A 26165-nucleotide genomic window follows, 5' to 3' on the forward strand; every position below is an offset into this window, starting at 1 on the left:
ATGTCACCCGCAGCCCCCGACTTTTGTTGTGCCGGGTGTGCGGGTGCCTATGAGCTTCTCGGTGAGATGGGGCTGACATCCTATTACAACCGACGTGCCATCGACCCCAAAGTCCGCGCCCTTCGCCCGGACGAAGAAGAAGTCGCCAATTTCGATTTCACCGAACTCGCCAGCACTGATAACGAAGGCCACCATCACCTCAACCTGATGGTCGATGGCATTCATTGTGCGGCCTGTGTCTGGCTGATCGAAACCCTGTTGCAGCGAAACAGTGCGGTAATACAGGCGCGTGTCAATATGACGACCCGTCGTCTGCGCCTCAGCTGGCAGGGCGAAGTCGCCGATATCGAAGACATCATTCGCCCGGTCATGCAGATGGGCTATCGCCTGATACCGTTTGATCCGGCCGCCCTTGAACAGGCCACCACATCGCGCAACAAGGAATTGTTGCGTTGTCTGGCGGTTGCGGGCTTTGCCGCTGGTAACGTGATGTTGCTGTCTGTTTCGGTCTGGGCCGGGTATTTTCAGGGCATGGGCGGGGCAACCCGTGATTTGTTTCACTGGATTTCGGCCCTGATCGCCCTTCCGGCCGCCGCTTATGCCGGATTGCCGTTTTATCGCTCGGCAATTGGCGCCATTCGCAATCGCCGGGTCAATATGGATGTGCCGATCAGTCTGGGCGTCATTCTGGCCCTTGGCATGAGCTTGGCCCAAACCATTCGCGGCGAACCGCATGCCTATTTCGACAGCGCGATAACCCTTCTCTTCTTCCTTCTGATCGGGCGTTATCTTGATGGGCGCGCACGTGGTCAGGCCCGCTCGGCGGCCGAACATCTTCTGTCACTGAATGCCCGCTCGATCACGGTGATTGAGCCTGATGGCACTCGGCGTCTGATCGCGCCGCAAAAGGCCACACCGGGCATGATCGTTCTGGCCGCAGCCGGCGAACGCATCGGCATTGATGGCACGGTCATCGAAGGTCAGTCCGATATCGATACCAGCATCATCACCGGTGAAAGCATTCCTGTCCTGACCCGTCCGGGCACCACCGTTTTTGCCGGCACCACCAATATTTCCGCCCCGCTGCGCATCGAGGTGACGGCGACCGGCGGCAATACGTTGCTGTCGGAAATTGTCCGCCTGATGGAAAATGCCGAACAGGGCCGTGCACGCTATGTCGCGATTGCCGATCGTGTGGCAAAGGCCTATGCGCCGGTGGTTCACACCCTGTCGCTGGCAACCTTTATCGGCTGGTGGCTGATTGGCGGCATTGGCTGGCAGGATGCGCTGATGAATGCCATCGCGGTTCTGATCATTACCTGCCCCTGTGCGCTGGCGCTTGCCGTTCCGGTCGTGCAGGTGATTGCCACCGGGCGTCTTTTGCGGGCCGGGATCCTGGTTAAATCGGCAACTGCCCTTGAACGCCTGACCAAGATCACCGGCATCATATTTGATAAAACCGGCACACTCACGACAGGCAAACCCGAACTGGTTGGCCAGCCACCCGAAGACAAGCTGATGCTGGCCGCCGGCATGGCAGCGAACAGCAACCATCCGCTATCGCGGGCACTGGTGCGTGCGGCCGGAAACGTCACCCCCCAAGCCAATGTCAGCGAGCAGGCCGGTCTTGGCCTGATGATGCAGGGCCCGGCGGGTCCGATCCGCCTTGGCAGCCGGACGTTTTGTGACATTGCCGAAAATGCCGATGTCCCGTCCGATATTACCGGGCCGGAATTATGGCTGGCCGAGCCGGGCGTTGCCCCGACCCGCTTTGTTTTCCGCGATACCATGCGCAGCGACGCACCCGATGTCGTCGAGACGCTTCGCAAGCGCGGCTTTGACATGACCCTGCTTTCGGGTGACCGCGAAAGCACGGTACGCCAGCTTGCGCAAACGCTGGGTATTCCAAACTGGCAGGCCCGCATGTCTCCGACCGACAAGGCCAACCATATCCAGACCCGCTCAGACGATGGCAAGCATGACCTGATGGTCGGTGATGGCATCAATGATGCCCCGGCCCTTGCTGCCGCCCACGCCTCAATGTCGCCAGCCACCGCCGCCGAGATTTCGCAAAATGCCGCCGACATCGTTTTTCAGGGCGACCGGCTTGGTGCCGTGATCGAGGCGATCGACGTTGCACGCAAGGCCGATCGACTTGTGCGTCAGAATTTCGCCCTGTCATTCGCCTATAACGTGATCACCATTCCACTGGCGGTATCAGGGTTTGTCACCCCACTTTTCGCTGCAATTGCAATGTCATCTTCTTCACTCATCGTGATCGCCAATGCCTTGCGTTTACACGTAAAATCGGGCAAGCCTGAAGGGGTCGACATCAAACCGGCAACCGAATTGTCGCAGCAGGCAGGAACTTGATGCCATGAGCAACCTTCTTCTCCTGATCCCGATTGCATTGTTTCTTGGACTTCTGGGCCTTGGGGCATTCTTGTGGTCGTTGCGTTCAGGGCAGTTTGACGATATGGAAGGTGCGGCAAATCGCATTCTGTTTGATGACGATGATGTCAAACCGTCAGGCAATTCGAAAAAGTTCCATCAGGACGAGAGTTAGAATTGCTTGAAACAAGGCTATCTCATCGGATAGATTTGTGCCTAATCCGCCTACCGGGTCACCAGCATCGGAGTCTGCGATGGCAGTCCGCCCCCAAATCTGCGAAGCCTGTTCTATCAAGGACTTAACTTTCTGCTCGGCGCTACATGGCGACGAACATGATCAGTTGCGTCAATTGCTGACCCATGCTCATTACGACTCGCACAGCACAATTTTCCACGAAGCCGAAGAAGCTGATTACGTCTTTAACGTTACGGCCGGCTCGGTAAAGTTGTATAAACTGCTTGGTGATGGTCGTCGTCAGATTACCGGCTTCCTGTTTGCAGGTGACTTCCTCGGCCTCGCGCTGAACTCGAACTACAGCTATTCCGCCGAGGCGATCGAACCGGTCACCGCCTGTCGCTTCCCGCGTCAGAAACTTGAAAAGCTGTTCGACAAGTTCCCGCATCTTGAAAAACGCATGCTGGGCATGGCGGTCGATGAACTGGCAGCAGCCCAGGACCAGATGCTTCTGCTTGGCCGCAAGACCGCCAAGGAAAAGGTCGCATCCTTCCTTCTGATGCTCGCCCGCCGTCAGGAGCATCGTGGCGAAAGCACGGAAACCATCAACGTCCCCATGAGCCGGTCTGACATTGCCGATTACCTTGGCCTGACGATTGAAACCGTGTCACGCACGCTGACCCAGCTGCGCAAGGAATCGACCATTTCGCTCAAGGATAACCGCCATATCGAGGCGGTCGGTCTGGACATGCTTGAAGATCTTGCCGAAGGTCTGTGAGTTTGGCGTGCCTGTAAACGGCCAATAGCATTTCCTGGTGCAGAATCGTCGAACCAATTGCCCGAACGCGCCAGAAGTGCCGGTTATTGGCCGAATTGCCTATTTCGCGATTGCAAAAAAAGTTTCCCGATTGCGGCTGTGATATTGTACACATGACCGCACGCCTGACAAAGATCGGGCAGCGAAATCCGGTTGAACCGGGGGAGAAACGTCATGAGTGCCACCAGCAAGAAAATGGGTCGGACCTCCGTCCCAGAACTTCGCGCCCGTAAGGGCAAAGATCCGATTGTCTGCCTGACGGCCTATACCGCGCCCATGGCGCAACGCCTTGATGAACATTGCGACCTGCTTCTGGTCGGCGATTCACTGGGCATGGTTGTCTATGGCATGGAAAGCACGCTTGCCGTGACCGTCGATATGATGGTCAACCATGGCAAGGCCGTGATGCGCGGCTCCAAAAACGCCTGCGTTGTTGTTGATCTGCCCTTTGGCAGCTATCAGGAAACCAAGGAACAGGCGTTCCGCACCGCATCCCACATTCTGGCTGAAACCGGCTGCGCTGCCGTCAAGCTTGAAGGCGGCGCGGAACTTGCTGAAACCATCGAATTTCTGACCATGCGCGGTGTGCCCGTCATGGCCCATATCGGCCTGATGCCGCAACAGGTCAACACCATGGGTGGCTTCAAAAGCCAGGGCCGCGACGAAGAAACTGCGATGAAGGCCCTTGCTGATGCCAAGGCCGTTGCCAAGGCCGGGGCTTTCTCGGTCGTGATCGAAGGCACGGTCGAACCCGTCGCTCGTCAGATTACCGAAACCATCGACATTCCGACCATCGGCATTGGCGCCTCGGTCGCTTGTGATGGTCAGGTTCTGGTTACCGAAGACATCCTTGGCATGTTCTCGGACTTCACGCCGAAATTCGTCAAACGCTACGCCAATCTTGGCGATGCCGTTTCCGAGGCCGTCGGCCAATATGCCGATGAAGTCCGCACCCGCCAGTTCCCGGCGGATGAACATTGCTTTGGTGTGGCGAAAAAAGGTAACTTGCGCGCGGTCTGATCAAGCCCGCCGCGATTTTCAGCAATCTTCGGTACGACGATAACGATGTCCCTTACGACTGTTCACACTGTCGCTGATTTGCGCGCGACTGTTGCCGACTGGCGCGCGCAAGGTCTGCGTGTCGCCCTCGTTCCGACCATGGGCGCGCTTCATGATGGCCATGTCAGCCTGACCCATCTTGCCCGTGAACGTGCCGACCGGGTGATCGTATCGATCTTCGTCAATCCGACCCAGTTTGCGCCCAACGAGGATTTCGGGGCCTATCCGCGCACCCTGCCTGCTGATCAGAAGCTGCTTGATGCCGCTGGTGTCGAGCTGTGCTTCGCCCCCTCGGTCGAGGAAATGTATCCCGACGGCTTTGCCACCAAGGTCTGCGTTGATGGTGCCATGACCAATGTGCTTTGTGGGGCGGCCCGCCCCGGTCACTTTGATGGCGTGGCACAGGTCGTGACCAAATTGCTGCTGCAGGCCCTGCCGGATTGCGCGATCTTCGGGCAGAAGGATTACCAACAACTGATGGTCATCCGCCGTTTCAGTGCTGATCTGAATATCCCGGTCGAGATTATCGGGGCGAAAATCCTGCGCGAAGACGATGGTCTGGCCATGTCATCACGCAACCGCTACCTGACGGCTGAAGAACGCGCGATTGCCCCGACGCTAAATGCGGTGCTCGCCGAAATCACCGCCAAGGCAGCCAAGGGTGCCGAACTTGGCCCGCTTCTGGCCAAGGGGCGCGAAGATATCCTCAAGGCCGGCTTTGATCCGATTGATTATCTTGAAGTCCGCGATGCCGCGACACTCGAACTGGTCAGTGACACGGTTCGGAAAACGGCGCGAATCTTCGTCGCTGCCCGGCTTGGAAAGGCACGTTTGATCGACAATCACGCGATTGAACCTGCGTAACTTCGGGCATGACGGCAAGCATGACCGGGGGTTAAACACCCGGGCACAGTGGCGGAATCGCCAATTGCACGGCAAAGCCGATGAAAAGCGCAGAATAACGCGCTTTTGCGCCCGATTGCGCTTGACTCCCACCCCCTGATCCAATAAACCCTCCCCACCAAAGGTCGCCCAAGAGGTGACTCCCCCAGTCCTCGAGTTTCGAGCACTGGGTTTTAGTTTTTTGTGCGCACACGGTGGAAACACCAGCAACACAGACGGGATTTGGAATGTTTGAAGGACTAAGCGATCGCCTTGGCGGGGTTCTCGATAAGCTGCGCAAACGTGGCGCGCTGAAAGAATCCGACGTCAAGGAAGCCATGCGCGAAGTACGCGTCGCCCTGCTTGAGGCGGACGTGGCACTTCCGGTCGTTAAAACCTTTATCTCCAATGCTACCGAACGTGCAGTTGGTCAGGACGTTCTGCGCTCGGTCACCCCGGGTCAGATGGTCGTCAAGATCGTCCATGACGAACTGAAAAACATGCTGGGCGAAGGCGAGGAAATCAATCTTGCCTCCACCCCGCCGGTGCCGATCCTGATGGTCGGTCTGCAGGGTTCGGGTAAAACCACCAGTTCTGCAAAGATCGCGCTCAACCTGACCAAGAAGCGCAACAAGAAAGTCCTTCTGGCATCGCTCGATATCTATCGTCCGGCCGCCCAGCAGCAGCTGAAGGTTCTGGCTGACGATAACGGCCTTGGCGTTCTGCCGATCATCATGGGCGAAAAGCCGGTGTCGATTGCCAAGCGCGCCATGGATACCGGTCGCAAGGAAGGCTATGACGCGGTCATCCTCGATACCGCCGGTCGTCTGCATATCGACATGGAACTGATGAGCGAAGTCGCCCAGGTCCGTGATGCGGTCAACCCGGTCGAGACGCTGCTGGTCACCGATGCGATGACCGGTCAGGACTCGGTCAACGTGGCCAAGGAATTCGCCGAAAAGGTCGGCATTACCGGTATCGTTCTGACCCGTGTTGACGGTGATGCCCGTGGTGGTGCCGCCCTGTCGATGCGTCAGATCACCGGCTGCCCGATCAAGATGATCGGTATCGGCGAAAAAATCGACGAGATGGAAGCCTTCCATCCTGATCGTATCGCCAACCGTATTCTCGGCATGGGCGATGTTGTCAGCCTGGTTGAAAAGGCTGCTGAAAACATCAAGGCCGAAGACGCCGAGAAAATGGCCAAGAAGCTGCGTAAAGGTCAGTTTGACCTGAACGATCTTCTGGCACAGCTCAAACAGCTTCAGAAAATGGGTGATCTTTCCGGCATCATGGGGATGCTGCCGGGCATGGGCGCGCTGAAAAAACAGATGTCGCAGACCAAGCTTGATCCCAAACTTCTGACCCACCAGGAAGCGATCATCCTGTCGATGACGCCGAAAGAACGTGAAAACCCGGCTCTGATCAAGGCATCGCGCAAAAAACGTATTGCTGCGGGATGTGGTCTGACGGTTCAGGATGTGAACAAGCTTCTGAAGCAATATCAAACCATGTCCACCATGATCAAAAAGATGGGCAAAATGGGCAAGAAGGGTCTGTTTGGCGGCATGCCGAAAATGGACCCGGCAATGCTTGAGGGCGGCGAAATGCCGGACCTGGGCAACCTGCCAAAAGGATTGACCGGTGGCGGGGGCGGATTGCCGCCCGGGTTGCCGGGATTGGGAGGCGGCGGTGGCCTGCCTCCGGGATTCCCGGGGTTCGGCAAAAAGAAATAGCCAAGCCCCCGGTTCTAAAATGAGTTCTTCCGGAATTCCTCTTACGAACCAAACCCGGCCCTTAAAGCCGGATCAAAGACCAAGTGAATAGGCCCCTCGGGGTCGTGATTTAGAAGACTACAAACCCAAGCTGAAAGGAACTTATCCGAATGGCTGTCAAGATTCGTCTTTCCCGTGGCGGTGCCAAAAAGCGTCCGTACTACCGTATCGTAGTTGCTGACGTTCGTTCGCCGCGTGACGGCAGCTTCATCGAGCGTGTCGGTACCTATGACCCGATGCTCCCGAAGGATGCTGACAACCGCGTGACCTTCAAAGAAGAGCGCATCAAATACTGGCTGTCTGTTGGCGCACAGCCGACCGAACGTGTTGCACGTTTCCTGGGCAAAGCTGGCCTGGCAGAAGCGTTCAAACCGACCGAACAGCCGCAGAAGTCTGCTCCGAAAGCGAAAGCTCAGGAACGTCTTCGCGAGAAAGCTGAGAAAGCCGAAGCTGCTGCTGCCGCTGCTGCGGAAGCCGCTGCCGAAGCAGCAGCACCTGCTGAAGAAGAAGCTGCAGGCGAGTAATCGCTGAACGCACGCTTTGATCAGATACCAAAAACTTGTGAACCGAAATGGCTGAAACCCGCAAATCCAAAAACGACGAAGCTTATGTCTGCGTCGGCATGATCACCGCCCCGCACGGGGTGCGTGGTGCCGTGCGCGTCAAAAGCTATACCGTCGATCCGGATAACCTTGTCGGTTACGGCCCGTTGTTCGACGCCAAGGGACGCGTGAAATACAAGCTGTCTCCTGTCGGACATGTCCGCGACCAGCTGATCGCCAAGATCGAAGGCGTGGACGACCGGGACGCTGCCGAACGGCTGCGGGGCACCAAGCTGCATGTACCGCGTGCTGCACTGCCTGACACGGTTGAAGAAGATGAATTCTACCTTGCGGACCTTGTCGGTCTGAAAGCGTTCCACATTGATGGTTCGATTTTCGGCACCGTTCGGGGTGTGGCTGATTTTGGCGCTGGCGACGTAATCGAAGTCGCGCTCGAAGAAGCCAAGAACAAGGTGGTTGTTCTTCCCTTCACCAAGGAAGTCGTGCCCGAGGTCATTCTTTCGGAACGCAAGATGGTGGTAAATCCGCCCGAGGGGCTACTGCAGGATGAGGACGGACCCGGTAATCGTAACCGTCGTCCGAACAAATCCCGCAAGGACTCTCAGGCCGACCGCGATTCTGAGGCCGTTACTGCAGATGCAGTAGGCGCGGAAACCGCGACCGGCAGCGGGAAGGAGGCCTGATCGATGTCTGTGTGGCAGGCAAAAGTTGCAACCCTGTTCCCGGAAATGTTCCCGGGTGTCCTTGGTCAGTCTCTGGCTGGCAAGGCGCTTGAGAACGGGATCTGGTCGCTTGATGTCAAAGACATCCGTGATCATGCAACCGACCGCCACCGCACTGTAGACGACAATCCCTTCGGGGGCGGGGCCGGTATGGTCATGCGCCCGGATATTGTCGACGCCGCCCTGCGTGAATTGCGTGCCGAAGCACCGCAGTTACCGCTGATTTATCTCAGCCCGCGGGGAAAAGTGCTGAACCAGAAACGCTGCCGTGAATTGGCAGCAGGCCCGGGTGCCATCCTGCTTTGCGGTCGTTACGAAGGTATCGACCAACGGGTTCTGGATGAACACGAGGCCGAGGAAATCAGCATCGGTGATTACATCCTCATGGGCGGCGAACTGCCGGCCATGGTCCTGATTGAATCGTGCATTCGCCTCATCGAGGGAACGGTCAACAAGACCGAGTCTGTCGACGAGGAAAGCTTTGAAACCGGGTTGCTTGAATATCCGCATTACACGCGCCCGGCCAATTGGAACGGGCGTGACGTGCCGGAGATCTTGCTTTCCGGACATCATGCCAAGGTACAAGCCTGGCGGCATGCTCAGGCAGAAGAAATTACCCGCGCGCGACGCCCGGACCTTTGGGACCGGTACGTGGCAAACGGGAACATCAAAGAGGGTTAAACCATGACCAACATCATCCAGCAGCTCGAGAAAGAGCAGCTCGACAAAATCGCTGAAAAGCGCGAAGTTCCGGAATTCGATGCAGGTGATACCGTTCGTGTGCACCTGAAAGTCGTTGAAGGTACCCGTGAGCGTATCCAGCAGTTCGAAGGCGTTTGCATTGCGCGTAAGAACCGCGGCCTCAACTCTTCCTTCACCGTGCGTAAAATCGCATCGGGCGAAGGCGTTGAGCGTATCTTCCAGTCCTACTCCCCGGCCATCGACAAAATCGAAGTCGTTCGCCGCGGTGACGTACGTCGCGCGAAACTCTACTACCTGCGTGGTCGTACCGGTAAATCTGCACGTATCGCCGAGCAGACCACCGGCCACAAAGGCAAGCTGACCGCAGCAGAACGCGCGAAGAAGTAATTCGCACGTTCCGCAACGTCGGACGAAAAAGACGGGCTCACCTTCGGGTGGGCCCGTTTTCGTTTGCAACGCTTGTCTCCTGCCCGATCACCGGCCAGCCTGCATCACAGCCCGGCCGGGGGATCAAAACCCCGCAAATACACGTTAAAATTGCATTATAGCGAATCGTTCGATTCACCGCTGTTGCAGGCAGTTCCGCAGAAACCCGATGATAAATTCATCAGGTTCCGTTATATCAGATATCCCTTACCTATATCGCAAAAGCCTGATTTGGCTACTTTGGGATGCTGCAAAATACCGAACTCTATTTCAGGGTGTATTTCCGCCAAAAACACGCGCCCCACACCTTGCGATTTGGAAGGCGGCGTGTATAAAGGCACTCCCGCGGCAAAAACGATCAAACCCGCGTGGTTCTGAATAATAAAATTTCGCAAACCGGATAAAGCCGGTTGCGCCGGAGAAACGACAAGTCCCGCCCGCCAATCCCGGCAGGTATTGCACCGATCTTCGAGACATTCGGAACCGCACCTGACGGATTGAGAGTTGCTGCTCAAAAGATCGATGTTTTATGAGGAGGTCGAGATGGGTCAGCCTAAAACCCTTTTTGACAAGATTTGGGAAAGCCATGTGGTCGACACGCAGGATGATGGTACCTGCCTGCTTTATATTGACCGTCATCTCGTCCACGAAGTGACCAGCCCGCAGGCTTTCGAAGGCCTGCGCAATTCGGGCCGCAAAGTGCGCCATCCCGAATTGACCCTTGCTGTGCCTGATCACAACGTTCCGACGTCTGACCGTTCCGAAGGCATCAAGGAAGAAGACAGCCGTATTCAGGTTGAAACCCTTGATCAGAACGCCAAGGACACCGGCATTCACTATTTCCCGATGAACGATCTCCGTCAGGGCATCGTGCACATCGTTGGCCCCGAAGAAGGCTTCACCCTTCCGGGCGTGACCATGGTTTGCGGTGACAGCCACACCTCGACCCACGGCGCATTTGGTGCGCTGGCGTTCGGTATCGGCACCTCGGAAGTTGAACACGTTCTGGCCACCCAGACGCTGGTTCAGAAACCGGCCAAGAACATGCTGGTCAAGGTCGAAGGCGATCTGCATCCGGGTGTGACCGCCAAGGACATCACCCTTGCGATCATCGGTCGCATCGGAACTGCTGGTGGTACCGGCTATGTCATCGAATATGCCGGCTCGGCCATTCGTTCGCTGTCGGTTGAAGGCCGCATGACGGTCTGCAACATGTCGATCGAAGGCGGCGCACGCGCCGGCCTGATCGCACCGGACGAAAAGACCTTTGAATATATCAAGGGCCGCCCGATGGCACCGAAGGGTGCCGCATACGAGCAGGCAGTTGAATACTGGAAGACCCTGCCGTCTGACGAAGGCGCTCATTACGACAAGATCATCGAAATTGATGCTGCCGACATCGTCCCGCAGGTCACTTGGGGCACCAGCCCGGAAGACGTCGTTCCGGTCACTGGTACCGTTCCCTACCCGACTGACGCCAAGGATGCCGGCAAGCAGAAGGCCATTGCCCGTTCGCTGGAATATATGGGTCTGACCGCAGGCACCCCGATCGAGGAAATCAAGATCGACCGCGTCTTTATCGGTTCTTGCACCAACGGTCGTATCGAAGACCTGCGTGCAGTTGCCGAAGTCGCCAAGGGCCGCAAGGTTTCCGAAACTGTCAATGCCATGATCGTTCCGGGCTCCGGCCTTGTGAAAGAACAGGCAGAAGCAGAAGGTCTCGACAAGATCTTCATCGAAGCAGGCTTTGACTGGCGTGAGCCGGGCTGCTCGATGTGTCTGGCGATGAACCCGGACCGTCTGGCCCCGGGCGAGCGTTGCGCTTCGACCTCGAACCGTAACTTCGAAGGCCGTCAGGGCCGTGGTGGTCGTACCCACCTCGTCAGCCCGGCCATGGCAGCTGCGGCTGCGATCACCGGTCATCTGACCGACATTCGCAAACTCGGTTAAGGAAGGTTCCCATGGCCGAACAGACACTCATCAATTTCCGCGAAAGCGCGCCTCGTCTGGGACGCGCACCGGTGCTTGAGCACCTCCTGCCGCAACTGACCGGTATCAACCTGCCGGACTTCGTTGCACAGGAACTCGACGCGACCGAAGAATTGATCGAAGCACTGGGTCTGGCCTGGGAAACTGGAAGCAAGGGATAAGACAATGGAAAAATTCACCAAGCTCACCGGTGTTGCAGCACCGCTGCCGATGATCAATGTCGATACCGACATGATCATTCCCAAACAGTTCCTCAAAACCATCAAACGCTCCGGCCTTGGCAAGAACCTGTTTGATGAAATGCGTTACGACGACAACGGCAACGAAATCCCGGATTTTGTTCTGAACAAACCGGCGTATCGCAATGCCCAGATCCTTGTATCGGGCGATAACTTCGGCTGTGGTTCTTCGCGTGAACACGCTCCGTGGTCGCTGCTTGATTTCGGCATTCGCTGCGTGATCGCACCGAGCTTTGCCGACATTTTCTATAACAACTGCTTCAAGAACGGCATCCTGCCGATCCGCTTGCCGCAGGAAGATGTCGACAAGCTGATGTCTGATGCCGAACGCGGTGCGAACGCCACTGTCACGATTGATCTTGAAAATCAGGAAATCACCGGTCCGGATGGCGGCTGCATCAAGTTTGAAGTCGAAGAATTCCGCAAGCATTGCCTGCTCAACGGCCTCGACGATATCGGCCTGACCCTGCAGAAGGGCGACGCCATCAATGATTTCGAAGCTAAGCGCGCTGCCTCGCAGCCCTGGCTTTCGCTGTAATTGCAAAACGGGCGGCAAACATCGGTTTGTCGCCCGTTTTCTGATCGTTACGGGGTGAGCGACCCCAAGAATATGGGAAGGAAGCATTTATGAGCACCACCAAAAAAGTACTGATGCTGCCGGGCGACGGCATTGGCCCGGAAGTCATGCGTCAGGTTCAGCGCGTCATGGACTGGATGGCGAAAAAGCGCAGCGTGAATTTCGAAATCACCGAAGGTCTGATCGGCGGCGCATCCATCGATGCCCACAACAACCCGCTGACCGACGAAACGCTGGCTGATGCCATGGCGGCTGATGCGGTTCTGCTCGGTGCTGTTGGTGGTCCTAAATGGGACGACATGCCGTTCGACATCAAACCGGAACGCGGTCTTCTTAAAATCCGTAAGGAAATGGGCCTGTTTGCCAACCTGCGTCCGGCACTGGTGTTTGATGCGCTGGTTGGTGCATCGACGCTGAAAGAAGACGTGGTCAAGGGTCTGGATATCATGATCCTGCGTGAGCTGACCGGTGGCATCTATTTCGGTCAACCGCGCGGCATCGAAGAACGCGACGGTGTCCGTCACGGCTTCAACACCCTGGTTTATTCCGAGCCGGAAGTCGAACGCATCGCACGCGTTGCCTTTGACATGGCCATGAAACGCGACAAGCGCCTGTGCTCTGTCGATAAGGCCAACGTTCTGGAATCCACCGTTCTGTGGCGTGAAGTTGTCGAACGTGTTGCCAAGGACTTCCCGGAAGTCGAACTGAGCCACATGTATGTCGATAACGCGTCCATGCAGCTGGTGCGTAACCCGAAACAGTTCGACGTGATGGTCACCACCAACATGTTTGGCGACATTCTGTCGGACTGTGCCGCCATGCTGACCGGATCTCTTGGCATGCTGCCATCCGCATCCCTTGGTGCTGCCGATGATAATGGTGCCCGCAAAGCACTTTACGAGCCGGTACACGGTTCGGCACCGGACATTGCTGGTCAGGACATCGCCAACCCGCTGGCAACCATCCTGTCATTCGCGATGATGCTGCGTTACTCGTTCGACATGGGCGATGATGCCACCCTGATCGAAGACGCAGTTCAGAACGTCCTTAAGGGCGGGCTTCGTACCGGCGACATCATGCAGCCGGGCATGGCCAAGGTCTCGACCACCGTCATGGGTGAGTCGCTGATCAACGAACTCGACAAGCTCGTCTGATCGTTCTTTACGATCCCGAATATGAAAAGGCCGGATCGAAATCCGGCCTTTTTGCGTTAAAGCGCAATTTCATTGGCATCGGCCAGAACCGCTGAAAACAATGCCAGCTTGTCCGGGTTGCGATGGACAAACAAATCAACAATCTGCCCGTCGCGTTCAGTCGCACTGATCGCGGTCGTCACAATCCCGTCCTCAACCATCAGAAGCCAGCATGCATCAGCAAGGGTGATGGCAAACACCCGCTCATCCGGGCTGCGCTTGCCCCAGACACCGATGAAGAAGCGCGAAACATGATCCGGTCCAAACAGCGGATTGGCTGTCGCCAGTGCCTTGCCGCCACCATCGGAATGCAAAATCACATCCGGGGCCAGAAGATCCAGCAACCGACCAACATCACTGGTCCCGATGGCCGTAACAAATGCATCCAACCGGTCGCGATCGCACGCTGTCCCATCCGGTTCCGGCGTCGCATCACGGTCACTCTCGCGCTGCATCTTGCGGCGCGCACGAAACAGGATCTGGCGGGTATTGTTCGGCGTGCGTTCGATCAGGGGCGCGATGTCATCATGCATCCACTCGAAAACCTCATGCAGCACAAGTGCCACCCGCTCGATCGGTGCCAAGCGTTCGAGCATCAACATGTAAGCCTGGCCAAGGCCATCACGCTCGATCAGTTCGGCTTCGGCTTTGGGTTGTTCGGGCGGCAACCACGGTTCAGGCAACCAGTGACCGACATAATTCTCGCGCTGACGGCGGGCGGATTTCAACACATCAAGGCAGATGTTGCTGCACACCCGCACAAGCCACCCTGTGGCGTCTTGAATCGTGTCCTGATCCTGATTGCGCCAGCGCAGCCAGACATCCTGAACCGCGTCTTCGGCATCGGCATGACTGCCCAGCATGCGATAGGCAAGGGCTGTAAGCCGTCCGCGATGTTGTTCAAAAATACGATCTGCCAAGGATGTCCCACCAAACGCGTGAAGCGACACGGGCAAATCCCGTATCGCTGTGTGTGTCTGATTGTAGGGGCTTTTCCCAGCCCCGTCAGGAAGCTTGCGAAGATTATGCAAATTCATGCTGCGCAATGCCCAACCGGTTCCATGCATTCATCGTGGCAATGATGCAGGTCAGCTCGGAAATCTCCGCCTCTTCGAAATGATCCAGAAGCATGCGATGGCATTTCGAAATCGTGACCTGGCATTCTGCCCGGGTCAGGCATTCGGCCCAGACCAGTGCAGCACGCTCGGCCGCACTAAACCCGTCCGCACTTTGCCAAACCGGCAGCATCGCCAGTTTGATCGGATCACCGCCATGTTTGGCAAAGCTGTCTGAATGCATCCGCACGCAATAGGCACAGCCATTGATCTGCGACACCCGGCATTCAATAAGGTCACGCAACACAGGTTCAATCAGCGGCGCGTCGCCAAGCTCTGTGGCAACGGCCAACTGGGCCTGAAACAGTTTCGGGCTGACTTCGTGAAAGGCAAAACGGGTCATGATAATTCTCCTTGGTGGCACGAGGAATAGCGGAGGAAAACTCCCCTCTGCCAACAAGGACGAAATACGGGCGGCCCGCGTTACACGACCCGCCCGCAAAGTTCGAAATTTATAAATTCAGGGGTCTTTTAAGCTCAGACCATGCCCGCATCTTCAAGCGCGCGGACGACATTGTCATGCATCACCCATGTCCAGTCTTCGCCATCGCTTTGCGTGCCATCGGCAAGGGTAAAGATCGCTGCCAAATAGTCACTGACATCGGTTTTGCACATTGGCAAACCTGCGGCTGTTGCGATCTTGGCGGCAAGGCGACCGTATTTCTTGTTACCGATCCGGCAGCCGAAATGCCCGACCGTTTCGGCCAGTTTCAGACCGGTAATCTTCCGCCCCGGTGCATTGGCATGCGCGCGCAGCATATCGCGTTCGCAGCTCGACATTTCAATTTCGGCCAAGGCGCGGACATAGTCCTCTGGCCGGCCGATATGCGGGGCGAGGTTGGCGTTATCTTGTGTCTGATGGTCGGCGTCATCCCAGGTGATCACTTTAAGCATGTCGTTTCCTCCCGACAAAATGACCGGCCTATCGATTTTGATCGTCTCTTTTCACATCTGTCGTGCCGGTCCATCACGCGATGTGGCTTGGTTTGAAGGCACGTTTGCGACTGCTTTGGTTTGATTTTGATTTGCAGTCATGCTGCAGCTTTCACCGCAGCAATTTCGAGCACCGCATTATTTGATATGGGAAGCGGTACGCGTAAAACAAACAGGGCGGGAAACCGTCGTTCCCCGCCCTGTATCCTTAGGCATATTCAAAGCCCGGCTTGGTAAAGACAAACTGGCCTACCCGCATGCCACCGCCGCCCTCGGCATCATCAAAGGCATTGATGCAACCCGCCAGATAGAATTCCCACATGCGTTTGAATTCATCGTCATATTTTTCCGGGTCCAGATCATCGGCCACCTCGCGGAAACGATCCCGCCAAGCAATCAGGGTCTGGGCATAGTTCCGCCCGGGATGGAAATGCGATGCTTCCACCGTCAGGTTGGCATGCTCGGCCGCCTCGACCACTTCATGCACCGCCGGGATATAACCGCCCGGGAAGATGTATTTGTCGATCCAGGGGGATGTGAATTCCGCGCGTGGCTTGATGATCGTATGGATCACTGCACGCCCGCCGGCCTTGAGAAGCTCGCCCACCTTTTCAAAATAGGTTTTGAACTGATGGCGACCGACATGCTCGAACATACCGACTGAGACCACCCGGTCATACTTCCCGGCATTAGCATCGGCAAACAGGCGATAATCCAGCAGATGGTAATCAAGCCCCGCCTTCATGTTCGCACCCATCTCGGCGCGTTTTTCCTGCGCCCAGTTAAACTGCTCGGTCGAAAGCGTGATGCCATGCACCTCGGCCCCGGTTTCCCGGTGGATAAAGCGGCTTAACCCGCCCCAGCCACAGCCGATATCAACCACCCTGAGGCCCGGTTCATTGATCTTGAGACGCTGGGTCGTCAGGCTCATTTTACGGTGCTGGGCTTCTTCAAGGGTGTGCGCCCCGTCATCCCAGAAGGCACATGAATATTGCATCTCCGGATCAAGGAACCGGGTGTAAAGATCATTGCCGATATCATAGTGATGACGCACACGGTGCGACGCCGCCCGGACAGATGTAAACTGCCCGATCTGGAATTTCAGCGCCTGCAGCTTTTCAATAAAGCTGCCAAATCCGCTGGTCGAATGGCCGCCTTCAAAATTAAGACGCAAGACCCTGATCAGGTCCTCCATCTCGCATTTCACAAGATTGAAGCCGCCATGCATGAAGGCCTCGCCAAAGCCCGGGTCGGGGCTCAGTGCCATTTTAAGTGTGTTGGTCCAGTCCGGGACAGTCATGCCCGCCCGTGGGTCTGTCCCGTCCCCCAGCACGATTTCGTGCTTATCATCCACGCGAAAAACCAAAGTCCCGCGTGTGACATGTTCCCGAAAGAAATCGAGAACCTTTTTCTGTGTCCAATCCAAAGTCATCGGGTACGTCATTGGCCGTCCTTTTTGCAAAAGTCGGAATAGTGATCGCCCCATATGCAGCGTTACTGCATATCTGCATCTAACCTTTGATCAGGAACGTTTTGGCTGGTCGTCCGGAAAAGTCGTCAGGTGGTGGCACGGGTGGCGCCAACGCCCGCCAGGTAGAAAGTCAGAAATCAACCTGGCAAATGCAAAACGATTCTGATTTCAGGTTCCATGCAAGAACCCCTGTAATAATTCTGCCAGATTTTTCAACAATCTCAAGTAGTAATCATTATCGCCTTTCCAACGATACGCTTGCGCAATCGCCCAGAAACCCTTACATGTCGCCCCAGATTATCAGACATTATTCACAGGCCAGCGCGCGCATTGCCGCGGCCTGACAGACTGAAAAGAGGCACCTTGATGGGCTATAAAATCGCCGTTGTCGGCGCGACCGGAAATGTCGGGCGCGAGATGCTCAACACCCTTGCCGAACGCAAATTCCCGGCAGACGAAATCTTTGCACTGGCCTCGTCGAAATCAATCGGCCGCACGGTTTCCTATGGCGAAGATGACGACCTGTCGGTGTCCGATGCCGCAACCTTTGATTTTTCCAAGGCCGACATTGCGCTGTTTTCTGCTGGTGGCGAAACCGCCAAGAAACTTGCCCCCAAGGCAGCCGCTGCTGGCTGTGTCGTGATCGACAATTCCAGCTACTGGCGTATGGAGCCGGGTGTGCCGTTGGTCGTGCCCGAAGTAAACCCCGAAGCGCTTTCGGGTTATGGCAAGAAAAACATCATTGCCAACCCGAACTGCTCGACCATCCAGATGGTGCTGGCCCTTAAGCCGCTCCATGACATGGCCGAAATCAAACGTATTGTCGTATCGACCTATCAGTCGGTATCGGGTGCCGGGCGTGCCGCCATGGACGAGCTGTTTAACCAGACGCGCGGCATCTATGTGAACGACCCGCCCAAGAAAGAAGAATTCACCAAGCAGATCGCCTTTAACGTCATCCCGCATATCGACAGCTTCATGGATGATGGCGCGACCCGCGAAGAATGGAAAATGACGGTCGAAACCCGCAAGATCCTTGCCCCGGAAATCGCCGTCCACGCAACCTGTGTCCGCGTTCCGGTCTTTGTCGGCCACGGCGAAGCGGTCAATATCGAGTTTGAAAAACCGATCACGGTTGAAGACGCTCGCAAGGCAATGAAGGACTTCCCGGGTGTTTCCGTCGTCGATTACCGTCAGGACGAAGGTTATGTCACCCCGCAGGAAGTCCAGGGCGAAGACAATGTCTTTGTCTCGCGCGTGCGCAAGGACCCGACGGTCGAGAACGGCCTGTCGCTTTGGTGCGTTGGCGATAACCTGCGCAAGGGTGCCGCACTCAATGCCGTGCAGATCGCCGAAAAACTCATCGCCGATTTCCTGCCGAAGAAATAAGCGATCATTTGATCCCTTCATCGATTTGAAACCAGAACCCGCCCATCATTGGGCGGGTTTTGTCGTTCCGTATCCCGGCAAGATGCTGGTCAGACGCAGCAAAAGGCGCTAGGGAAAAAGAACACGACATTTCAAAAGCAAAAAACACCCGGCGTCCTTGCGGCGGCGGATCAAAAAAATCTGGGGAATCGGATGGTCAAACGCACACGTAAGGAAGCGGCCCGCCTGGATGAAGCAGCCCGTGCTGGCTGGCTTTATTATTGTGCTGGCAATACGCAGGATGAAATCGCCCACAAGCTTGGCGTGTCGCGCCCAACCGCACAGCGTCTGGTGTCAGCCGCAGTCAGCGAAGGGCTGGTAAAGGTTCGCCTCGATCATCCGATTGCCCATTGCATGGAACTGGGCAAGGCGATCTGCGAAACATACGGCATTGCCAGTTGCGATGTGGTCCCGACCGATCCTGCTGCCCCCGATGCAATGTTTGGTATGGCGCAGGCAGCCGCCAACTATCTTGAACGTGCGCTGCATTCAACCGACCCGCAAATCATCGCACTCGGTACGGGTCGTGCCATGCGTGCCATGGTCGATGAGATCGGGCGCATTGATGCCCATCATCACAAGATCGTCTCGCTGGTGGGTACAATTGCCCATGATGGCGCCGCCAGTTTCTATGACGCGGTCACCGACCTTGCCGATCGCACGCGTGCGCCGCACTATCCGCTGCCGATCCCGGTCATCATTGCCGATCCGCAAATGCGCGAACGCATGCAAAATCAGCCGCCGATGGACAATATTCTCAAGCTCGCGCGTGAGGCCGATATCCGCTTTATCGGGGTTGGGCATCTTGGCGATGATGCACCGCTTCATATTGATGGCTTTATCTCGAAAGACGAACTGGTCTCGCTGCGCGACAGCGGCGGCATTGGCGAGGTGATCAGTTGGTCCTTTGATCAGGACGGCAATATCCTTGATCATCCGGTCAACCATTGTGTCACCAGCGCACCTGCGCTGCAGCCCGCAACCAACACCATTGCAGTCGCCAAGGGCGCAAAAAAGGTCGCAGCGATTCGGGGTGCGATGCGCGGTAAACTGATTTCAACTCTCATTACCGATGAAGCCACTGCCGAAAGTTTGCTGCGCTAGCACGTGGCGGTTTTGCACATGGTTCGAATACCTTTACGCCCTGACAGCCCCGCTGCCGGGGCGTTTCTTTGTGCGCCGCAAAAACGATTTTGTTTGACAAGACATAGTGAAATTGAGTGAATGCTCATCACCTGAACAAATGATCAACATGAGCAGCCGAAGTTGCTCAGCGGGTAAATAGTCCTTTGGGAGGAAATATGAAACGCGTAATGGGAGCAGCGCTGTGTGCGTTGCTGGCTGGCGGTATCGCACACGCCAATGCCGAAACGAAACTGACCATCGCAACCGTCAACAACGGTGACATGATCCGCATGCAGAAGCTGACGGATGATTTCACCTCCAAGAACCCCGACATTTCCCTTGAGTGGGTTACGCTCGAGGAAAACACCCTGCGTCAGCGCGTCACCACCGACATCGCCACCAAGGGCGGTCAGTATGACGTCATGACCATCGGCACCTACGAAGTTCCGATTTGGGCTGAAAAAGGCTGGCTCGCACCGCTTGATAATCTTGGTTCCGACTATGACGTCGATGACCTGATGCCCGCGATCCGCTCCGCTGTTTCGAACGATGGCAATCTTTATGCTGCACCGTTCTACGGCGAAAGCTCGATGATGATGTACCGCACCGACCTGTTCGAAGAAGCGGGCATTGAAATCAACGGTCGCCTGACCTGGGACCAGACCCTTGAGATCGCCAAGAAACTCCACAAGCCTGACGAAGGCGTGTACGGCATCTGCCTGCGCGGCAAGGCCGGCTGGGGTGAGAACATGGCGCTGATCTCGACCATGGGCAACGCCTATGGCGCACGCTGGTTCGACGAAGAATGGAAACCGACCTTCGATGGCGACGCATGGAAAGATGCGCTCGAGATGTATACCAACATCCTTGGTAACTACGGTCCTCCGGGCGCGACTTCGAACGGATTTAACGAAAACCTTTCGCTGTTCAACTCCGGCAAATGCGGCATGTGGATTGACGCCACCGTTGCAGCATCCTTTGTCACCAACCCGAAAGAATCCAAAGTTGCAGACAAGGTCGGCTTCACCGAAGCACCGTGCGCTGTAACCTGCACCGGTGCCAACTGGCTCTGGGCTTGGAACCTTGGCATTCCGATGGGCTCGCAGAAAGTAGAAGCCGCACAGAAGTTCATCTCTTGGGCAACTTCGAAAGCTTATCTGGAACTCGTTGCTTCCAAGGAAGGCTGGGCAAACGTACCGCCGGGCACCCGTATGTCGCTTTATGAAAACCCGAAATATCTCGAAGCGGCACCGTTCGCAGACGAGACCCTTCTGGCGATCGACAGCGCAGACCCGATCAACTCGACCCTGGAACCGAAGCCTTATGTTGGCGTTCAGTTCGCTGCAATCCCTGAATTCCAGGGCATCGGCACCACGGTTGGTCAGCAGTTCTCCGCAGCCCTTGCCGGTCAGATGAGCGTTGAGCAGGCCCTGTCGGCTGCACAATCCTCCACCGATCGCACCATGCGCAAGGCTGGTTACTACTGATACACTTCCCAGACCGGAATTCTTTACCTGATTGGAATTCCGGTCTGCACCTCCTTAACCTGAGAGAAACTTGGGTGGTGGTTGCAAAACGCACCGCCCTTTTTTTCCCTTAAGGGCAAGGACAAAACGTAATTTCGGGGAGCACATCATGTCGACACGGGCCTCGACCCTTACCGGGCGCATCATGTCCGCACCGTCGATCATCGTCCTGTTCTTGTGGATGGCCGTCCCGCTGGGCATGACGATTTACTTCTCCTTCCTGCGCTACAACCTGTTGTCGCCAGGTATGGAAGAGTGGATCGGAACACTTAACTACGAATTCTTCCTGACAGATCCGGCATTCTTCGCGTCCCTCGCCAACACCCTGTTGCTGGTCGGATCTGTTCTGGTCATCACCGTGGTGGGTGGCATTCTGCTGGGCCTGATGCTTGATCAGCCGATCTTTGGCCGCGGCATCCTGCGCCTGCTGGTGATCGCACCGTTCTTCATCATGCCGACCGTGAACGCGCTGGTGTGGAAAAACCTTTTGATGGATCCGGTGTCAGGCATGTTTGCCTGGATCGCAAGCCTGTTTGGCCTGCCCGCGATCGACTGGTTTACCAATGCACCGCTGACCTCGATCATCATCATGGTGTCCTGGCAATGGTTGCCCTTTGCTGTGCTCATCCTTCTGACCGCGCTGCAGTCGCTTGACCGCGATCAGAAAGAAGCCGCCCAGATGGACGGTGCCGGGCCGATCTCGATCTTCTTCTATATCACCTTGCCGCACCTGAGCCGTGCGATCACGGTGGTTGTCCTGATCGAAACCATTTTCCTGCTGACCGTCTTTGCCGAAATCTTTGTCACCACTGGTGGTGGCCCGGGTCTGGCAACGACCAACATCGCCTTCCTCGTCTATACGCAGGCGCTGTTGCAGTTCGATGTGGGTGGTGCTTCTGCTGGCGGCATTGTTGCGGTCATTCTGGCCAATATCGTGGCGATCTTCCTGATCCGCCTTATCGGCAAGAACCTGGATAATTAGGGGCCACGACATGGAAAAAAAACAAACACCCCTTGGCTATGTCAGCTTCTCGGTCTTTGCGTGGATTGTGGGTCTTCTGATCTTCTTCCCGATCTTCTGGATGGTGCTGACCAGCTTTAAGAGCGAACTCGAAGCGGTTTCCATCCCGCCGAGCTTCATCTCCTTTGACTGGACGCTCGAAAACTATGCCGAGGTCCAGGAACGCTCGAACTATTTCAAGTTCGCCATGAACTCGGTGATCCTCGCGGTCGGTTCAACCCTTGTCGGTCTGGTCTTTGCGGTCACCTGTGCCTGGGCGATGGCGTTTAATCCGACCAAGCGGACCAAGGATGCGCTGCTCTGGATGCTCTCGACCAAGATGATGCCGCCGGTCGGCGTTCTGGTCCCGATCTATCTGATGTTCCGCGATTGGGGACTGCTTGATACCCGCTTTGGTCTGATCATGGTTCTGTTCCTCATGAACCTGCCGATCATGGTCTGGATGCTCTACACCTACTTCAAGGAAATCCCGACCGACATTCTCGAAGCGGCCCGCATGGATGGCGCAACCCTGCCCAAGGAAATCATCTTTGTGCTGTTGCCCATGGCGGTTCCGGGCATTGCATCGACCATGCTGCTCAATGTGATCCTGGCATGGAACGAAGCCTTCTGGACGCTCAACCTGACAACGTCTGATGCAGCCCCGCTGACAGCTTTCATCGCCTCCTATTCAAGCCCCGAGGGCCTGTTCTGGGCGAAGCTTTCAGCCGCATCGACGCTCGCGGTTGCTCCAATTCTCGTGATTGGCTGGTTCTCTCAGAAACAGCTGGTTCGTGGTCTGACATTCGGCGCGGTCAAGTAACCGCAGCCTGATAGAAATCTGGAAGAAGGAACACCAAAATGGGTGCTATCCGACTGGAGAAAGTCAAGAAAACCTTCGGCACACTGGACGTCATTCCCGGTGTCGATCTTGATATCAATGACGGCGAGTTCGTTGTCTTTGTCGGCCCGTCGGGCTGTGGCAAATCAACGCTTCTGCGATTGATTGCAGGCCTCGAAGACGTCACCGACGGCAAAATCCTGATTAACGGAACCGACGTCGCAAACGAGGCCCCGGCCAAACGCGGCCTGTCCATGGTCTTTCAGTCCTATGCGCTCTATCCGCATATGACGGTCTATAACAACATTGCCTTCGGCCTGAAAATGGCCGGCGAAAGCAAGGAAGTTATCGAAGAGAAAGTCCAGTCTGCGGCCAAGATCCTGAACCTGACCGACTATCTCGAACGCCGCCCAAGCGCGCTTTCAGGTGGTCAGCGTCAGCGTGTCGCAATCGGTCGTGCGATTGTCCGCAATCCGGCTGCCTTCCTGTTTGACGAACCGCTTTCCAACCTTGATGCGGCCCTTCGTGTGAATATGCGGCTTGAAATCACCGGTCTGCATCAGGAACTCAAAACCACCATGATCTACGTGACCCACGATCAGGTCGAAGCCATGACCATGGCCGACAAGATTGTGGTTCTTCAGGCTGGCCGCGTTGAGCAGGTCGGCAAACCGATGGACCTTTATAACAGCCCGGCAAACAAGTTTGTCGCGGGCTTCATCGGGTCACCGAAAATGAACTTCCTGGGCGGGGAGCTTGCACAAAAACACAGCTGCCACGAAATCGGCATTCGCCCGGAACATGTCGCCGTTAGCACGGAAAACGGGGAAATCCCCGCAACGGTCAAAATCGCCGAGCATCTCGGTGCAGAAACCTATCTGCATGTCGAGGCCGACGGTTATGGCCCGATGACAGTCCGTGCGACCGGCGAAGTTCCGCTGGGCGAACATGACAAAATTTTCCTGACCCCGGAACAGGATCGCATCCATCGCTTTGATGCCCACGGGCTGGCTTTGGGCAATTCCTGATACGTGCATGAACCGGATCGCAATGTCCCACACGCATTACGGTCCCGTCTTACCAACCAAGTTAATTGTGAGTCCAAAATGTACCTGAAAAAGTTCGACCTTACCGGCCGTCGGGCCTATGTCACCGGCGGCGGTCGCGCCATCGGCCTTTCCTGCTGCGAAGCCCTCGCCGAAGCAGGCGCACATGTCATCATCGGCGACATCAGTGACGGCGTTGCCGAAGAAGGCCGCGATTACCTGAAATCCAAAGGCTATTCGGCTGACATCGACATCATGGATGTCACCAACACCGATCAGGTCCGCGACAGCGCCGAAAAGATGGCCAAACAGGGCGGCGTTGATATTCTTGTCAACAATGCCGGTATCGCACGCTCCGAAACGCCGGCCGAAACCGTGACCGACGAACATTGGCTCAATGTCATTGATGTCAACCTCAACGGCACCTTCTGGTGCTGCCGTGAATTCGGCAAGCAGATGCTGGCCAAGAAAAATGGCGTCATCGTCAATGTCGGTTCCATGTCGGGCTTCATCGTGAACAAGCCGCAGGAGCAGGCCTATTACAACGCGTCCAAGGCCGCCGTGCATCACCTGACCAAATCGCTTGCCGCCGAGTGGGGCGCACGTGGTGTCCGCGTCAATGCGGTTGCACCGACCTATATCGCAACCCCGCTTAACGAGTTCGTGAAATCCAAGCCGGAAATGTATGACGCCTGGATCAATGGCACCCCGATGGCCCGTCTGGGCCTGACCGAAGAAATCGGTTCGGTCGTGCTGTTCCTTGCGTCAGACGCTTCCAGCTTGATGACCGGGTCCATCGTTCTGGCAGATGGGGGTTACACCTGCTGGTAAGGCCAGGTGCAACAATAATGACCACAATGTCCTGAAGCTTTTGTGGTCAGCCAGAATGACGGATAGACGGGGCGCGGATGTGGGACCTGCGCCCCGTTTACCTTATCGCCACACTGGCGAGGTACTTGGAAAAATTGTTAGCGGGCATGACTTCGACCCCGTCCAGTCCCAAGAAAACCGAAAGCCGCACAAGGTTTTCCATCAGCGGCCCGGCCACGTCCCCGGCCTTGGCATGGTCTTCCAGATGCGCACTTTGCACCCGAAGCCCCCCGGCCTGCCGATCCGATTTCAAATCGACCCGCGCAACAAATTCGCCATTTAACATGAACGGCAAAACGTAATAGCCGTATTCGCGTTTCTCGGCCGGCACATAAATCTCGATCCGATAGGTAAAACCGAATATCCGCTCCACCCGGTCACGTTCCCACATCACCGGGTCAAACGGCACCATCAGGCAAGTCGGCTTGGCGCGCGACCTCGGATTGACCTTCGGGCACAAATAGCCCGGCTGTTTCCAGCCTTCAACATCGGCCCGCAACAACCGGCCTTCTTCGACAAGGCGCACCAGACAGGCCTTGGTTTCATCGGTTGGCAGGCGGAAATATTTGCGCAGATCAATCTCGGCAGCCACCCCCATGGCGGCAATCCCCTGACAGATCAAATCACACATCGCGTCCTGCCGATCCCGGTCGGGTTCGTGGGCCGCATCGCAGATAATGCGATGGGGCAGATCATATTCGCGCTCGAAACTGCTGCGCCGTTTGCGCGCCATGACCTGACCGCTCCAGAACAGATATTCCATCGCGGTCTTGGTATTTGACCAACCCCACCATTTCTCGCTGCTACGGTCCTCTGTTTCCAGTGAACTGGCGGCAACCGCCCCTTCACGATCAATATGGCGCAGGATGTTATCAATCAGATCAGGCTGCTCTCGCTGAACCCGTGCGATATTGCCCCAGGTCCCCAAGCCCTGCTCGGCATCGCGCATCCGCCAACGATAAAGATGATAATCCTCAACCGGGATCATCGATGCTTCATGCCCCCAATATTCAAACAGCTTGCGCTGCCGGGCATTCCCCCAGACCATTTCATCAAGCAATTTCGGGTCATAAACGCCCAACCGGGAAAAGATCGGCATGTAATGTGCGCGCGTCAGAACATTGACACTATCGACCTGCAACATGTTGGTCGCCCGGATGGTTTTCAAAATCCGGCGCTTGCTCACATCCCGGTCGGGATTGGCATCAAATCCCTGCCCGACAAGGGCAAGATTGCGCGCCTGTTTGGCGGAAATCGAAACGGCGGGCGATGGCATGGCGGCACTGTCAATTGGCATTGG

The 26165-nt window shown here is 56.3% G+C and carries 26 protein-coding genes; 21 read left to right on the forward strand and 5 right to left on the reverse strand.

The window, feature by feature from the left end:
- From CMO10_RS02225 to leuB, 14 genes are all read left to right on the forward strand, one after another.
- A complete protein-coding gene (locus CMO10_RS02225; RefSeq protein ID WP_472910346.1) occupies positions 1 to 2373 on the forward strand; it encodes a heavy metal translocating P-type ATPase metal-binding domain-containing protein in 2373 nt (790 codons plus the stop codon).
- A 4-nt stretch (positions 2374 to 2377) separates the two neighbouring features.
- Positions 2378 to 2566, forward strand: coding sequence for a cbb3-type cytochrome oxidase assembly protein CcoS (ccoS, locus tag CMO10_RS02230; protein ID WP_044827195.1), 189 nt, complete (start codon positions 2378 to 2380; stop codon positions 2564 to 2566).
- Between the two features lie 79 nt (positions 2567 to 2645).
- Positions 2646 to 3344, forward strand: coding sequence for a cyclic nucleotide-binding domain-containing protein (locus CMO10_RS02235; RefSeq protein WP_044827196.1), 699 nt, complete (start codon positions 2646 to 2648; stop codon positions 3342 to 3344).
- A gap of 213 nt (positions 3345 to 3557) precedes the next feature.
- Entirely contained in the window at positions 3558 to 4403 is an 846-nt protein-coding gene (gene panB, locus CMO10_RS02240) for a 3-methyl-2-oxobutanoate hydroxymethyltransferase (protein WP_297018680.1), read from the forward strand.
- Between the two features lie 45 nt (positions 4404 to 4448).
- Positions 4449 to 5306: a pantoate--beta-alanine ligase gene (gene panC, locus CMO10_RS02245; protein WP_297018681.1), complete on the forward strand. Its 858-nt coding sequence runs from the start codon at positions 4449 to 4451 to the stop codon at positions 5304 to 5306.
- A 266-nt stretch (positions 5307 to 5572) separates the two neighbouring features.
- Positions 5573 to 7060 carry a signal recognition particle protein gene (ffh, locus tag CMO10_RS02250; protein WP_044827199.1) on the forward strand — a complete coding sequence of 496 codons (1488 nt, stop codon included), beginning with the start codon at positions 5573 to 5575 and terminating at the stop codon, positions 7058 to 7060.
- A 149-nt stretch (positions 7061 to 7209) separates the two neighbouring features.
- Positions 7210 to 7623 carry a 30S ribosomal protein S16 gene (rpsP, locus tag CMO10_RS02255; RefSeq protein WP_297018682.1) on the forward strand — a complete coding sequence of 138 codons (414 nt, stop codon included), beginning with the start codon at positions 7210 to 7212 and terminating at the stop codon, positions 7621 to 7623.
- Between the two features lie 47 nt (positions 7624 to 7670).
- Entirely contained in the window at positions 7671 to 8345 is a 675-nt protein-coding gene (gene rimM, locus CMO10_RS02260) for a ribosome maturation factor RimM (RefSeq protein ID WP_044827200.1), read from the forward strand.
- Positions 8346 to 8348: 3 nt separating this feature from the next.
- Positions 8349 to 9065, forward strand: coding sequence for a tRNA (guanosine(37)-N1)-methyltransferase TrmD (gene trmD, locus CMO10_RS02265; protein WP_044827201.1), 717 nt, complete (start codon positions 8349 to 8351; stop codon positions 9063 to 9065).
- A 3-nt stretch (positions 9066 to 9068) separates the two neighbouring features.
- The gene (rplS, locus tag CMO10_RS02270; RefSeq protein ID WP_044827202.1) at positions 9069 to 9473 is read left to right on the forward strand and encodes a 50S ribosomal protein L19; all 405 of its coding nucleotides are present in this window, start codon (positions 9069 to 9071) and stop codon (positions 9471 to 9473) included.
- 582 nt (positions 9474 to 10055) lie between these two features.
- Positions 10056 to 11462, forward strand: a complete 1407-nt coding sequence (gene leuC / locus CMO10_RS02275) for a 3-isopropylmalate dehydratase large subunit (protein ID WP_044827329.1) — start codon at positions 10056 to 10058, stop codon at positions 11460 to 11462.
- Positions 11463 to 11473: 11 nt separating this feature from the next.
- Positions 11474 to 11662 carry a hypothetical protein gene (locus tag CMO10_RS02280; protein WP_044827203.1) on the forward strand — a complete coding sequence of 63 codons (189 nt, stop codon included), beginning with the start codon at positions 11474 to 11476 and terminating at the stop codon, positions 11660 to 11662.
- A 4-nt stretch (positions 11663 to 11666) separates the two neighbouring features.
- Positions 11667 to 12278, forward strand: a complete 612-nt coding sequence (gene leuD / locus CMO10_RS02285; protein WP_044827204.1) for a 3-isopropylmalate dehydratase small subunit — start codon at positions 11667 to 11669, stop codon at positions 12276 to 12278.
- A gap of 89 nt (positions 12279 to 12367) precedes the next feature.
- Entirely contained in the window at positions 12368 to 13471 is a 1104-nt protein-coding gene (gene leuB, locus CMO10_RS02290) for a 3-isopropylmalate dehydrogenase (protein ID WP_297018683.1), read from the forward strand.
- 56 nt (positions 13472 to 13527) lie between these two features.
- Here leuB and sigJ read toward each other — a convergent pair whose 3' ends face one another.
- The 4 genes from sigJ to CMO10_RS02310 form a co-directional block, all read right to left on the reverse strand.
- On the reverse strand, positions 13528 to 14430 hold the full coding sequence (sigJ, locus tag CMO10_RS02295) for an RNA polymerase sigma factor SigJ (protein ID WP_297018684.1): 903 nt from the start codon (positions 14428 to 14430) through the stop codon (positions 13528 to 13530).
- A 103-nt stretch (positions 14431 to 14533) separates the two neighbouring features.
- Positions 14534 to 14968, reverse strand: a complete 435-nt coding sequence (locus CMO10_RS02300; protein ID WP_297018685.1) for a carboxymuconolactone decarboxylase family protein — start codon at positions 14966 to 14968, stop codon at positions 14534 to 14536.
- Between the two features lie 134 nt (positions 14969 to 15102).
- Positions 15103 to 15519, reverse strand: a complete 417-nt coding sequence (locus CMO10_RS02305) for a hypothetical protein (RefSeq protein ID WP_297018686.1) — start codon at positions 15517 to 15519, stop codon at positions 15103 to 15105.
- Between the two features lie 247 nt (positions 15520 to 15766).
- Entirely contained in the window at positions 15767 to 16912 is a 1146-nt protein-coding gene (locus CMO10_RS02310) for an SAM-dependent methyltransferase (protein ID WP_297018687.1), read from the reverse strand.
- A gap of 483 nt (positions 16913 to 17395) precedes the next feature.
- Here CMO10_RS02310 and CMO10_RS02315 point away from each other — a divergent pair, with 483 nt between their 5' ends.
- The 7 genes from CMO10_RS02315 (at position 17396) to CMO10_RS02345 (ending at position 24826) form a co-directional block, all read left to right on the forward strand.
- Positions 17396 to 18418 (forward strand): aspartate-semialdehyde dehydrogenase, encoded by a 1023-nt coding sequence (locus tag CMO10_RS02315; RefSeq protein WP_044827209.1) that lies wholly within the window; start codon positions 17396 to 17398, stop codon positions 18416 to 18418.
- Between the two features lie 192 nt (positions 18419 to 18610).
- Complete coding sequence (locus CMO10_RS02320) at positions 18611 to 19561, forward strand: sugar-binding transcriptional regulator (RefSeq protein ID WP_297018688.1); 951 nt, start codon at positions 18611 to 18613, stop codon at positions 19559 to 19561.
- A gap of 197 nt (positions 19562 to 19758) precedes the next feature.
- A complete protein-coding gene (locus CMO10_RS02325) occupies positions 19759 to 21069 on the forward strand; it encodes an ABC transporter substrate-binding protein (RefSeq protein ID WP_297018689.1) in 1311 nt (436 codons plus the stop codon).
- Positions 21070 to 21217: 148 nt separating this feature from the next.
- Positions 21218 to 22090 (forward strand): carbohydrate ABC transporter permease, encoded by an 873-nt coding sequence (locus CMO10_RS02330; protein ID WP_044827212.1) that lies wholly within the window; start codon positions 21218 to 21220, stop codon positions 22088 to 22090.
- 10 nt (positions 22091 to 22100) lie between these two features.
- Positions 22101 to 22931, forward strand: coding sequence for a carbohydrate ABC transporter permease (locus CMO10_RS02335; RefSeq protein ID WP_044827213.1), 831 nt, complete (start codon positions 22101 to 22103; stop codon positions 22929 to 22931).
- 38 nt (positions 22932 to 22969) lie between these two features.
- A complete protein-coding gene (locus CMO10_RS02340; protein ID WP_297018690.1) occupies positions 22970 to 23977 on the forward strand; it encodes an ABC transporter ATP-binding protein in 1008 nt (335 codons plus the stop codon).
- A gap of 78 nt (positions 23978 to 24055) precedes the next feature.
- The gene (locus tag CMO10_RS02345) at positions 24056 to 24826 is read left to right on the forward strand and encodes an SDR family NAD(P)-dependent oxidoreductase (RefSeq protein ID WP_044827215.1); all 771 of its coding nucleotides are present in this window, start codon (positions 24056 to 24058) and stop codon (positions 24824 to 24826) included.
- 97 nt (positions 24827 to 24923) lie between these two features.
- Here CMO10_RS02345 and CMO10_RS02350 read toward each other — a convergent pair whose 3' ends face one another.
- Complete coding sequence (locus CMO10_RS02350) at positions 24924 to 26162, reverse strand: winged helix-turn-helix domain-containing protein (RefSeq protein ID WP_297018691.1); 1239 nt, start codon at positions 26160 to 26162, stop codon at positions 24924 to 24926.
- Positions 26163 to 26165 lie beyond the last annotated feature (3 nt).

This window comes from Thalassospira sp. (genome assembly GCF_002709775.1).
GTDB lineage: Bacteria > Pseudomonadota > Alphaproteobacteria > Rhodospirillales > Thalassospiraceae > Thalassospira.